Below are 12990 nucleotides of genomic sequence, written 5' to 3' on the forward strand. Positions count from 1 at the left end.
CAGGCGCCGGCCGAATCACGCCGAGCGCGGGCAGGGCCGGCCGAATCACGCCGATCGCGGGCGGGCCGGCCGGCGTAGGTCAGCCCGTGCGCTTGCGGGCCAGGTCTTCGAAGGCCAGCAGCGACTCCGGGTTGGCCAGGGCGCCCTTGGCCGCGGCCGACTCGACCGGGGTGCCGGTGAGGATGCGCTTGACCGGAACTTCGAGCTTCTTCGCGGACAGGGTGCGGGGCACCGCCCGTACGGCATAGATCTCGTCGGGGATGTGGCGCGGCGACAACGCCGAACGCAACTCACCGGCGATCTTGCGGCGGAGCGCTTCGTCGAGCTCGCGCCCCTCCGCCGGCACGACGAACAGCAGCAGCTCGCCGTTCGGGTTGTCGTCCTTCTCCAGGTGCACGACCACGGAATCGGCGATCTCGGGCAGGCTCTCGACCACGGAGTAGAACTCGGCGGTGCCCAGCCTCACGCCGCCGCGGTTGAGGGTCGCGTCGGAGCGGCCGGTGATCACGCAGGAGCCGTCGGCGCCGATCGTGATCCAGTCGCCGTGCCGCCAGACGCCCGGGAAGTAGTCGAAGTAGGCCTCCCGGTAACGCTTGCCATCGAGGTCGTTCCAGAAGCCGACCGGCATGCTCGGCATCGGCGCGGTGATGACCAGCTCGCCGAGCTCATCGATCACCGGACGCCCCTCGGGGTCGTACGCCTGGACCCGGGCTCCCAGCGCCCGGCACGCGATCTTGCCCTCGACCACGGGGAGCAGCGGGACAGAACCCACAAATCCCGTGCACACGTCGGTGCCGCCGGAGAGCGACTGCAGTTGCAGGCCACGGCCGACGGCCTCGTAGACCCAGTCGAAACCCTCGGGTGGCAGCGGCGCGCCGGTCGAGCCGATCCCCTTGAGGCCCGGCTTGCGTGGGGTGACGCCGGCCTTGCGGCAGGCCATGAGGAACGGCGCCGACGTGCCGAAATAGGTGATGCCGGCCTCGTCGACGAGATCCCACAGGGCCGACATGTCCGGATAGCCGGGGTTGCCGTCGAACAGCACGATGGCGGCGCCGACCGCCGGGCCGCTGACCAGGAAGTTCCACATCATCCAGCCGGTGGTGGTGAACCAGAAGAACCGGTCGCCGGGGCCGAGGTCGTGATGCAGGGCCAGCATCTTGAGGTGTTCGAGGAGGATGCCACCGTGGCCGTGCACGATCGGCTTGGGCAGCCCGGTGGTGCCGGAGCTGTAGAGCACGTAGAGCGGATGATCAAAAGGCGTTCCCGCGTACGCCATGGGCTCGTCGGTCTCGCGGGCCAGCTCACCGAACGTGTCGTTGGCGGGGTCGAGATAGCCGATGGTGACGACGTGTTCGAGGGACGGGAGGGCGGCCTTGATCGCGGCCACCTCGTCGGCGCGGTTGATGGGCTTGTCGCCGTAGCGGTAGCCGTCGACCGCGACCAGGATCTTGGGTTCGATCTGTTGCCAGCGGTCGATCACGCTGCGTACGCCGAACTCGGGGGCGCAGCTCGAGAAGACCGCTCCCAGGCTGGCCGTGGCGAGCATGAGGATGTACGTCTCGGGGATGTTCGGGGCGTACGCCGCTACCCGGTCGCCCTGCTTGATGCCTCGCGCGCGGAGCCCCGCCCGTACGAACCGGACTTTTTCCTTCAGCTCGTGTTTTGTCAGCGTTTGCGGGGCGCGGGTCTGTGAGTAGGCCAGGACCACCGGGTCGTCGTCGGCCAGGCCGGGCATGCGCAGAACGTTCTCGGCGTAGTTGAGGGTGGCGCCGGGGAACCACTTCGCGCCGGGCATCTCCGCCTCGGGCAACACGCTCGACGGCGGGTCGTGCGCGATCACCTCGAAGTAGCCCCAGATCGACTGCCAGAACGCCGGAAGATCGTCGACGGACCATTGCCACAGCTCGGCGTAGTCGGCGAACGATCGTCCGTGTTCGCGCTCCAGCCAGGACATATAGCGCCCGATCCGGGACGTCTCGCGAACATCCGCCGGTGGCTGCCACAACACTGTGCCGGTCATGCGATCACCTTAATGCTCACTCAGTGCCGAGCTGTCCTGGCTTCGAGTCCGGTTCTGCCCTGGCTTTCAGTCCTGCTCCGCCCTGGCCTTTTGAATAGCCGCGCGGCGGGCCAGGCGGTGCTCCCGCCGGATCAGAGCCTCACGGAACCGGCGCTCGTCATCCGCGTTCTCCGGCACCACCGGGGGCACGTTTCTCGGGTGGCCGGCCACATCCACCGCCACGAACACGAGATAAGCGGTCGCCACGGTGAGCGGTTCGGCGGCGACCACGTCCCAGCGCTCGGCCGACAGCTTGACGCCCACCTCCATCGACGTCGAGCCGGTCCAGTTCACTTGCGCGTACGCGTGCACCAGATCGCCGACGCGCACCGGCTCGAGGAACAGGATCTCGTCGATCGCGGCCGTGACCGCCGTACCGCCGCTGTGCCGGGCCGCCGCCGCGCCGGCCACGTCATCGACGAACTTCATCAGCACACCACCGTGCACGGTGCCGTACAGATTGACGTCGACGGCGGTCATGATTCGGCTCAGGGTGACCCTGGAATGGCTGGTGGGGCGGCCCTCATTCATGCGGCGTACGTTACGGCGTCCTTCCGCCCGGTTGCCCCTCGACGGTACGTTCGTCGGGCAGCCAGCCACCGGGGAGAGAAAGCGTGCGCCACTTCAGGTCGATCTTGTATGCCCTCGTACTGGCACCGGCGGTGTGGGTTCTCGCCGGGGTTGGCTTCACCCACGACCTGACCACCCGGGGGCGCGGAGACTTCGCCGTCGAGTCGGCGACGGGCCTGCTGCTCCTGGTGCTCGCCGGGGCCGCGTACGGAATCTTGCTCCTCGCACCCGTCTCCCCCGCCGGGCCGGTCTTCGGCGGGCTGGCCTACCTGGGCATATCGCTGTGGGCGCTGGTGTCGCCGTCGGGTTACGCGGCGGTGTGGCCGGCCTCGGTGGCGAAGGAGAGCTTCGACCTGAGCCGCCCCGGTTACGGCCTCGCGGCGATGCTGGCGATACCTCTTCTCTGTACGGCGTTGAGCGCGCGTCGATGGGCCGCCTACCAACCGCCGGTGCTGCCGCTGATCGGCCCGGTGGGCCGCGCCCGTGTGACAGCACCGGCGCCGCCCGCCCACCCCGCCGACCCCGACCCGACGACGGTGATGCGGCTGCCCGCGATGCCGCCCTCGAACGCGACGACAGTCCCGCTCCCCGCGCGCGAAGAGCCGGCGACCGTGGCATCGGTGGTCCCGACCGCGGCCGACGCCACGACGGTGCTGCCGTCGAACGACCCCACATCCACCGGAACCCGAATGCCGGCGCCGACGCCGGCCGAGTCCTCCGACGAGCCGACCACCGTCCTGTCCCCGATGGCCCCGGCCGCCGCGGCTGGCGCGACCGACGCCCGGTCGTTCGCCGACGCCGATTCCGCGGATGGAGACGTCGCCACGGGTGACCTCGGACCCACGAGCAGTCCCGCCATGAATGGCCTGGTCGCGGGCGACCGTGCCGAGGGCGGGCGGGGCACGGACGGGTTGAACGCGGGTGACCCCGCCGTCGCGGACGACACCGACGAGGCGACGACCGTTCTGGCGCCGATGACTTCGACCACGCCGGACGCCGACAGCGAGATCACCGCAAGCACAGCGGCCCAGCCCGTTTCGGCGGATGAGCCGACCCTGTCCGACGCGACCGCCGACGAAGCGACCGCCCAGATCAACTCGGACGACGAGCCCACCGGGGCAAATGTCGCGGCCGCACCGGACAATGTCGCGGTCACACCGGACAAGCCGGACACGCAGGCTGAGGCCGACGCAACAACCGAAGAATCGACCGCGGCCGAGACCGCTGCGGAAGAGCCGAGTGTTGCCGCGATGTCCCTGGCCGGGCCCTTGCGCGAGGTGGCCGCGGTCGCACCGGAGGACGAGGCCACCATCGCGTTGTCGACGTTCCGCGACGAGCGCCAGACCGTGGTAGTCGTCTCCTCCGACGAGGCCGCTACGGTCGCTGCCCTCTTCAACGGCCAAGCCTCGACCAGGCGCGCCACCGTAACCCCGCCGCCGACGAAGCCCCAGGTCCAAGACTTGGAGCTGACACCGGCCGGCGGCCAGAACCTTGAAAGCCGCACCGCGCCGGCTGCTCTCCAGGAAGATGCGACGCCAGCCGCTGTCGACGAGCCGGCCAACCCGGCCGCCCTCGAGGGAACAGAGTCACCGGCCGCTCCGGAAGAGCCCGCGCCGGCCCAGCACGACGACAGCAGCGACGCGCCCGACGAGGCTGACACGCCGAGCGCCAACACTCCCGGCGCAGTCGACACGCCGGCCGGGGCGGAACTCCAGACCGGCGGTGGCCTCGACGATTCCGACGCGCCGGGGGCCGACCTCGACACGCCGACCACGGATCTCGAAGCCGTCAATGACTCCGCGGTCGCCGAGGCGGCTGACGGTGGCAGCGAGGTTGGCGACGAAACGGTCGGCTCGGGTACGGCCGACCCCGCAGTCGTCGATGCCGAGGAAACGACAGCCGTTCTTCAGAGCGCCGACACCAGTGCGGAGAAGGCGGTCGACACCGGCAGCGGGGCGGTGGACGACGAAAAGACGACGGTCCTCACGGGATCCGCTGCCGATGCTGCGCCTGTGAGCGAAGAGCCCGATGCCTCCACGGCCGGGTCCGAATCCGAGCCTACGGCTGTGCTCGAGGCAACGACCGCTGCGGGCAACCACGTGCCGGGCGTGGAGTCCGTTACGGCCGAAGCCGACGCCGAGAGCGCAGAAGACTCCGTAAGTGACGCTACTGCTGCGAGCAGTGCCGCTGACGAGATCGCGGCCGCCGAGGTTGTCGACGACAACGCGGCTGCTGCTGACGTCACCGCTGTGAACGCTGACGCTGCTGAGGACACCGCAGCTGGGAACGCGGCAGCTGAGGACACCGCCACGGGTGCTTTTGCTGACCAGACCGACGCCACCGAGGACGCCGCCGCCAGCGCTCCGCCAGAAGAGACCGACGCGACCGAACAATCCGCCGAGGCCGAGCCGACGGAGACTGACGCCGCTGACGTCTCTGCCGCCGCTGAGGGTGCTTCGGCTCGGGTTGCCGCTGCTGAGGGCGTGGAAGGTGCCGGCGAGGGTTCGGAGTCGTCGGGTGGGGCTGACGATGAGGCTCGGGCGGATGACGGGTTCGCTGATCTGATTGTTGTCGGGAAGGCCAAGGCTGCGCCGGCGACGCGGGCGGTGCCGCCGGAGTTCGAGGAGACCCGGTCGTTCGACGCGCCCGATCCGGATCGCACGCGTGCGATCAATCTTGGGGAGATGACCACCAAGCTTCAGGTCACCCCGGGTCTGGGCGATGAGCCGGACAGCGTCAACGAGCCGGCCAGGGCGCGGGCGTCGGTGGCTGCGCCGGATGCGGCCGGGCCGGATCTGAGTGGGGCCGAGGTGACGCGGTCGCTGAGTGCGCCCGACCCCGAGCGGACCCAGACGATCCAGGTGTTCCGGCCGGACTACGCCGAAGCCGCGCATGTCGGTGAGGAGACCACGCACTCGATCACCGTTGTGTCGTCGGACGACGCCGAGATCAGGCACTCCCCGATCGGTGAAGACACCACCAACTCCGTCGCCGTCGTTTCGTCGGACGACAACGAGGTCACGCACTCCCCGATCGGTGAAGAGACGACCAACTCCATCGCCGTCGTTTCGTCGGGCTACGCCGGGGTCGCGCATCCGCTGGTCGGTGAAGAGACCACGCACTCGATCACTGTTGTGCCGCCGGACGAAGCTGGGATCACGTATTCGACGGTCGGTCGGGAGACTGCGCAGCCATTGGGCGAGGTCACGCAGTCCGGTGCCGATGTGTCGCCGGATGATGCTGAGGTCACGCGGTCGTTCAGTGCGCCGGATCCGGAGCGTACGCAGACGATCCGGGTGGCTCCGGCCGAACCGGCGAGGGTCATTCCGTGGCTCGGACCTCAGGGACAGGCCCAACCGAACGCCACCGTGGCCGACGATGACGTGGAGACCACGCGGCCCTTCGGGGCGCCGGACCCGGATCGGACGTACGCGTTCACTGTTGTGCCCTCGGGTGCCGAGATCACCCGGTCGCTCGACGCGCCGGACCCGGACCAGACTCAGGCGATCACCATCGTGCCGCCGGAGGACGTTGCGGCCGCCCGGTTGCTCGAGACACCCGACACGGACTCCGGGGGCGTGGCGGAGGACCTCGAGATCACCCGGTCCCTCGACGGCCCCGATCCGGACCAGACCCAGGCGATCAGCGTCGTGCCGCCGGATCCCGCCGCGAGCGGGGTGGGCAACGGTGGGGCGGGCTCAGGCCGTACGGACGGTGGGAAAGTCGCCCCGTCGGCCGATGAGCTGCGCCTTCTGCCGCCGACGCCGCCGGCCGGGATCGCCAGTCACCCGGGGCGGGTCGAGGGTCCGCTCGGGAAGGGCGGCGGGGACGAGACGAAGATGATCAAGCTGGATGCGGACCGTACGCAGGTCATCCGGCCCGGATACGTCGAGCCGCCGGGAGAACGCACCGAAATCATCCGGTTGTCGGTTCAGGGGAAGGCCACGGTCTCCGGCCCCCAGGCAGCCGCTGCGGAAGCGGCCCCGGCCACGGATGCGGATTCCGCGTCACCCACGGCAGCAACGCAGCCATCAGCCACCGGCGCGGCCCCGCAGCAGGCCACAGGCCCGACGCCGGCATCGCAGCCGCCAGCCACGGGCGCGGCCTCCCCGGCGTCGGCTGCGGACTCGGCGTCACCGGATGAGGAGGGGCCGCGACCGGCGACGGTGTCGATTGCCGATGCTGAGCGGCCTGACTTCGCTGAGGATCCGACCGGGCGGATTGTTCCGCGGGGTGCGGACGGGAGCGCGGCCGAGAAGCGTGAGATGACCGTGATGAACATGGAGCGGCCGCCGGACGAGCCCGAGATCCCGGCGCAGCGGCAGCCGAGCTCGGCCGAGAGCTGAGGACCGAGAGCAGAGGGCTGAGGGCTGGGGGCCGAGGACTGAGCTGGGGCTTCGGGCGAAAGGTTACGGGCGGTCACCCGTTCGAGTCGTACAGATGATCGAAAGATGTAGTATCATCACCGCATGTCCACGGACGACGTGCCCCTGAGCAAGCGTCAACGGCAGATCCTGTCGATGATCCGCGAGTGGATCGACCAGCACGGCTATCCCCCGACCATCCGCGAGATCGGCGCCGCCGTCGGGCTCGACTCGCCGTCGTCGGTGGCCCATCAGCTCAAGGTGCTCGACGACCGCGGATACATCCGTCGCGGTGCGCGCGGGTCGCGGGCGATCGACGTACGCACGCCGGGTGAGCAGGCCAACGTTCCGGTTCCGGTGCTCGGCACGATCGCGGCCGGTGCGCCGATCCTGGCCGACGAGCATGTCGACGAGGAGCTCAACCTCCCGCTGAGCCTGGTCGGCCACGGCACGCTGTTCGCCCTGAAGGTCAAGGGCGACTCGATGATCGAGGCCGCGATCTGCGACGGCGACACGGTGGTCGTGCGCCAGCAGCAGGTCGCCGACAACGGCGACATCGTGGCCGCGATGATCGACGGGGAGGCCACGGTCAAGGTTCTGCGTCGCAACGGCGGCCACATCGAACTGGTTCCGCGCAATCCCGCCTACGACGTCATCCCGGGCGACGACGCCACCATCCTGGGCCGGGTCGTGACGGTCCTCCGTCGCGTCTGACCTCGGGGCCGCCGGCGTTCGGGGGCGGCGGTCAGTCGAGGATCTGACGGTGGGCCCGGCCGCAAACACGATGGCGCGGACGCGATCGGGCGGCCCAGACTGGCGTCATGTTCCTGCTGGAGCGCGCGGACGCGCTGGCCGCACTGATTCGGTACGCGCGTGAGGCCCGCGCCGGTGACGGGCGGCTGGTGCTTGTCGCCGGTGACGCCGGAGTCGGCAAGTCGGCCCTGGTCGAAGCGCTGCGCCAGCAACCGGAAGCGGACTGCCGATGGGCCTGGGGGCTCTGCGACGGGCTCTACACACCGCGCCCGCTCGGGCCCCTCTTCGACCTGGCCGCCGAACTCGGCGGCGAGCTTCTCGAACTGGCCCGGGCCCGGGCGCCGCGTGACGATCTGTTCGACGCGCTGCTGCGGGAGCTCGACCGGCGCGAGACGGTGCTGGTGATCGAGGATCTGCACTGGGCCGATGAGGCGACCGTCGACCTCGTACGCTTCCTGGCCCGCCGCCTGCGCAACACGCTGCTGCTGGTCACGTATCGCGACCTGGAGTCCCCGGCGTTGCGGGTCGCGCTTGGCCGGCTCAGTGAGCTGCGCGCCACGCGGCGGATCGAACTCGGCCCGCTCTCCCCCGCGGCGGTGGCGGAACTGGCGGCCGAGAGCGGTCTGCCCGCGGACGAGTTGTACGGGCTGACCGGCGGCAACCCGTTCTTCGTGACCGAGATCGTGCGGGCCGGCACCACCGCAGCGCCGGCCCAGGCCGCCGCAGCACGGGCCGATGCCACCACAGCCGGGGCCGCAACGCGCGGCGCCGTCAACGAGGTGCCGCCCTCGGTCCGCGATGCCGTTCTGGCCCGGGCTGTGGGGCTGAGTGAGACCGGCCGGGCGGCGCTCGATCTGGCCGCGCTGATCTGTGGCCGCATCGATCCGCGGCTGATCGGCGACGGGCTCGACGAGGCGGTCGGCACCGGGCTGATCACCAGCGATGACTTGGCCGGCGCCGGGCTGAGCGCCGGTGGCGGGTCGAACGGCGGGTTGAGCGCCGGTGGCGGGCTGAGTAGCGGCGGCGGTCGGGCGGGCAGGGGCGGCGACGGTACGGGGTTGCGGTTCCGGCACGAACTGGCCCGCCGCGCCGTCGAGCAGGCGGTTCCGGCGCACCGGCGGGCGGCCGCGCACGCCACGATCCTGGACCGGCTGCGCGCGCACGACAGCGACGACGACGCGATGATGGCCTTCCACGCCGAGGCGGCCGGTGACGCGGAAGCGGCCCACTTCTTTTCCGTACGGGCGGCCACCCGCGCCGCCGAACTGGCCTCGCACCGGGAAGCCGCAGCCCAGTACGAGCGTGCGTTGCGGTTCGCCGGTGACCTTCCTGACGCCGTACGGGCAAAGCTCTATGACCGGCTCTGTGACGAGCTGACGCTGGTGGATCGCGGCGCCGACCTCGCCGACGCGGCCGCGCACGCCCGTCGCCTGTGGCACGCCGTCGGTGACCGCCGCCGGGAGGGTGACGCGCTGCGACGACTCTCCGAGGCACTGGTCACGCTGTGCCGGCAGCGGGAGGCGATGCCCCTGGCCGAGCGCGCCCGGGAGATCCTGGAACCGTTCGGGGGGCCGGAACTCGCCCTCGCGTACGCCCACCTCGCGACCCTGTCGATGCTGACCGATCGGCACGACGAGGCGGTCACTCTGTCCGTACGGGCGCAGGAACTTGCCGGCCCGCGGCTCGACGTGTTGAGCGACGCCCTGAACACGCACGCGTGCGCGCTGGCGATGAGCGGCCAACCGTGGCGGGACCGGCTGCACCAGGCGCTCGAGGTGGCGCTGGAGCACGGGCACGAGGAGGAGGCGGCGCGCGCCTACCGGAACCTCTACGGGCTGCTGACCTGCGAGCGGCAGTACGACGAGGCCCACCAGTTCTATGTGGACGGGGTGGCGTTCTGCGACGAGCACGACGTGGCGGCGTTCGGCACCTGCCTGCACGGCGAACACGTGATCACCCTCGCCCGTACGGACCGCTGGGACGACGCCACCCTCCTGGCCCGCCGGCTGCTGACCGAGGTCGTGGCGACACCGATCAACCGGATCAGCCCCCTGGTCGGCCTGGCCACCGTGCTCGTCCGCCGGGGTGGCGACGAGGTCGAGCCGCTGCTGGACGAGGCGGCCGCGACCGCCGACGGCTCGGCCGAACCACAGTGGATTGTCGCCGCGCGCGTGGCCCGGGCCGAATGGCGCTGGCTCTCCGGCAACCCGGCCGCGGCCCGCCGCGAGGCCGAACTGGCAGCGGATGCGGCGACCGCGGGCAACGCCTGGTTGTGCGGAAGTGTCGCGGTGTGGCTCCGCCGTACGGGCTCGTCGCGGTTGATCGGACGCCCGGTCGCCGAGCCCTACCGCCTGCTGCTGGAGGGTGACGCCACCGGATCGGCCGCCGCCTGGACGAAGGTGGGAAGCCGTTACGAGGCCGGCCTGGCCCTGCTCGACGGCGACGACATCGGCCGGCTGCGGGAGGCGCTGACAATCTTCGACGAGCTCGGCGCCGCCCCCGCCGCGCGCCTGACCCGGGGACGGCTGCGCAAGCATGGGGTGCGGTCGGTGCCGGTCGGCCCGCGTTCGGCGACCCGCGCTCATCCGGCCGGGCTGACCCGGCGTGAGCACGAGGTGCTGGGCCTGATCGTCGCGGGCCGGACCAACGCCGAGATCGCCGCTCAGCTGGTGCTCTCGGTCAAGACGGTCGACCACCACGTGTCGGCCGTACTGGGCAAGCTCGGCGCCCCGACCCGGTCGGTGGCCGCCGCCGAGGCCGAGCGCCGTGGTCTGGTCACCAGGTAGTCGCTGGGTAGTCGCCCGCGAAAACTAGGTAATCGCTTCCGATTCGGCCCGGCTCCGGTCTCCCTACGGTCGAGACATGAGCATCTACATGGACGTGCACACCGTCAGCGGCGGCGTGAGCCTGGACGACGTGGTCAAGGCACACCAGGCCGATCTCGCGACTCAGGGCGAGTTCGGCGTCAACTATCTGCGCTACTGGGTCGACGAGGCCCAAGGCAAGATCTTCTGCCTGGTCGACGCCCCGTCGGAGGAGGCCGCGGCCGAGGTGCACCGCAAGGCGCACGGTCTGGTCGCCGACGAGATCTACCGGGTGAACGAGGGTTCTTGACGACCTGCTAGTCAGGCTGCCTACTAACCAGGTAGCCTGACTAGCCATGACGCCCCGGCCGTGGTTGCACGGCTTCCTCGATCTGTGCCTGCTCGCGATGCTGCGGGAACGCCCCGACTACGGCTACGGCCTGTCGCAGCGGCTCGCCACGGCCGGTGTCGCCGACGTGCCCGGCGGCACCCTCTATCCGGCGCTGCTCCGGCTCGAAGAGCAGGGACTCGCCCTTCCCAGCTGGGCGCCCTCCGAGAACGGGCCCCGGCGCAAGTACTACGCGATCACCGAGGCCGGCCTCGACGTGCTGGCGGCCCAGGCCGGCGACTGGCAACGGTTCCGCGACGGGGTCGACGCGCTGCTCAGCGGGGTGCCGCATGAGTGACTGGCCGACGACCTTCGAGAGCGAACTGGTGCGCCTCGGTCTGCAACCGGCCCGCGCACGCCGCCTGGCCGACGAGACCACCCAGCAGGCGGCCGAGAGCGCGGCCACGCCGGCCGAGGTGTTCGGACCGGCCCATCTGTACGCGCGTCACCTGGTCGCCGAGCTCAGAACCCCCTCCCCGCGTACGCGGTATGAAGCCGGCCCGGTGATGCTGAGCCTGACCGGGGTGAGTAAGCGATACCGACGCCGTACGGTGCTGCGGGATGTGAATTTGTCCGTACGGGGTGGAGAAGTCGCCGCCATCGTCGGCGCCAACGGCTGTGGCAAGTCGACGCTGCTGCGCATCTGCGCCGGACTGACCCGGCCCAGCGGGGGCACCGTGAAGCGCACCCGCCGGGTGGGATTCGTGCCGCAGGACGGCGGGACGGCCGGGTGGCTGACCGCCGAGGAACACTTCACGCTGTTCGGCTCGGCCGCGGGCATGGTTCCCGGGCGGGCGCGGTCCACCGGCGTACACCTGGCGACCCGGCTCGCCTGGCGACCGACCCGGCAGCAACGCGCGCAGCAGATGTCCGGCGGCACCCGGCAGAAACTCAACCTGGTGCTGGGCGAACTGCACGCCCCCGACCTGCTGCTGCTCGACGAGCCCTACCAGGGTTTCGACCAGGGTTCCTATGTGGATTTCTGGCAGCAGGTGCTGGCCTGGCGCGACGCCGGCCGGGCGGTCGTGGTGGTCACCCACCTGCTGCACGACCTGCAGAACGTCGACCACGTCCTCGACCTGGGAGCATCCGCATGACAACCCTCGTGGTGGCCCGGCTCTCGGCCGTCGAGGTGGGCCGGCGCCGCGCCGCCCTCCTGCTCGTGATCACCCTGCCGTTCTGGTTCTATCTGGTGCGCCGCGACCTGTCGGGCCAGTCGACGCGGGCGCTCACCCTCGGCATCGGCTGGGCGATCTCGACGCTCACGCTCTTCGTGGTGAACGCGTCCCGCGGCGTCGACCCGCGCCTGCGCCTCACCGGCGCTTCGGTGAGCGGCATCATCGGCGGGCGGCTGCTCGCCATGACCGGCGTCGGGGTGCTGCTGGCATCGTTCTACTGGTCGATGGTCGCCGTCGACCAGGACCTGCCCCACATGTGGGCGGCCGGCGTGATGATGCTGGTCTCGGCGCTGGTGGCGGCCCCCGTAGGGAGCCTGATCGGTGCCCTGCTGCCCCGCGAACTGGACGGCGCCCTGGCCCTGCTGAGCATCAGCTCGGTGCAGATGCTGGCCGACCCGGCCGGCCTGATCGCCAAGCTGATGCCGTTCTGGTCGGCGCGCGAGGTCGGCAATTACGCCGTCGACGGCGGAAGCATCGACCTGGTGTGGCGGGGCCTGGCGCACGCCGGGGTGACCTGGCTGATCTGCACGGCCGGGACGTTGCTGGTCTTCCATTGGCGGTTGCGGCTGGCCCGTTATCCGGAGCCCTGAGAGCTTGGCGCCTTCACCGCAGGCGGCTCGCCCTGCCCTGCTGTCACCGCGGCCACGTCGCCGTTCCCGGCGCGCAAGATCGCTGGGTAGTGGTGTTTTTGCCACCACCTCCCCCACCCGCCTCCGGTTCAAGGGGTCGTCGCAACACCTGAGTTCAACGTGGGGTTGTCAGGTGTTCGAGGGTTCTGGTGCGGGCTGGGTCAATGGGTTGGGCAAGGCTGAACAGCGGCGCGCATATTTGGATCTTGTGGAACAGGGAGTAGGTACCGGCGAGGCGTGCCGGC

The 12990-nt window shown here is 70.7% G+C and carries 9 protein-coding genes; 7 read left to right on the plus strand and 2 right to left on the minus strand.

The annotated features are described in order from the left end of the window. Window positions 1-79 precede the first annotated feature (79 nt). Window positions 80-2020: an acetoacetate--CoA ligase gene (locus tag JIG36_RS25845; protein ID WP_203378980.1), complete on the minus strand. Its 1941-nt coding sequence runs from the start codon at window positions 2018-2020 to the stop codon at window positions 80-82. Between the two features lie 66 nt (window positions 2021-2086). Further along, window positions 2087-2590, minus strand: coding sequence for an acyl-CoA thioesterase (locus JIG36_RS25850; RefSeq protein ID WP_203378981.1), 504 nt, complete (start codon window positions 2588-2590; stop codon window positions 2087-2089). 227 nt (window positions 2591-2817) lie between these two features. On the opposite strand from JIG36_RS25850, the gene JIG36_RS25855 reads away from it, so the two are divergent. From JIG36_RS25855 to JIG36_RS25885, 7 genes are all read left to right on the plus strand, one after another. Next, window positions 2818-6975: a hypothetical protein gene (locus tag JIG36_RS25855; protein ID WP_203378982.1), complete on the plus strand. Its 4158-nt coding sequence runs from the start codon at window positions 2818-2820 to the stop codon at window positions 6973-6975. 123 nt (window positions 6976-7098) lie between these two features. Beyond that, a complete protein-coding gene (gene lexA, locus JIG36_RS25860) occupies window positions 7099-7707 on the plus strand; it encodes a transcriptional repressor LexA (RefSeq protein WP_203378983.1) in 609 nt (202 codons plus the stop codon). 107 nt (window positions 7708-7814) lie between these two features. After that, the gene (locus tag JIG36_RS25865) at window positions 7815-10532 is read left to right on the plus strand and encodes an AAA family ATPase (protein WP_203378984.1); all 2718 of its coding nucleotides are present in this window, start codon (window positions 7815-7817) and stop codon (window positions 10530-10532) included. Between the two features lie 76 nt (window positions 10533-10608). Then, window positions 10609-10860, plus strand: a complete 252-nt coding sequence (locus JIG36_RS25870; protein ID WP_203378985.1) for a DUF4242 domain-containing protein — start codon at window positions 10609-10611, stop codon at window positions 10858-10860. Between the two features lie 46 nt (window positions 10861-10906). After that, window positions 10907-11236, plus strand: a complete 330-nt coding sequence (locus JIG36_RS25875; RefSeq protein ID WP_203378986.1) for a PadR family transcriptional regulator — start codon at window positions 10907-10909, stop codon at window positions 11234-11236. Beyond that, window positions 11229-12035, plus strand: coding sequence for an ATP-binding cassette domain-containing protein (locus JIG36_RS25880; protein ID WP_203378987.1), 807 nt, complete (start codon window positions 11229-11231; stop codon window positions 12033-12035). The genes JIG36_RS25875 and JIG36_RS25880 overlap by 8 nt, the downstream gene beginning before the upstream one ends. Further along, window positions 12032-12706 (plus strand): hypothetical protein, encoded by a 675-nt coding sequence (locus JIG36_RS25885; protein ID WP_203378988.1) that lies wholly within the window; start codon window positions 12032-12034, stop codon window positions 12704-12706. Before JIG36_RS25880 ends, JIG36_RS25885 begins: the two co-directional genes overlap by 4 nt. Window positions 12707-12990 lie beyond the last annotated feature (284 nt).

The organism is Paractinoplanes ovalisporus (genome assembly GCF_016834655.1).
GTDB lineage: Bacteria > Actinomycetota > Actinomycetes > Mycobacteriales > Micromonosporaceae > Actinoplanes > Actinoplanes ovalisporus.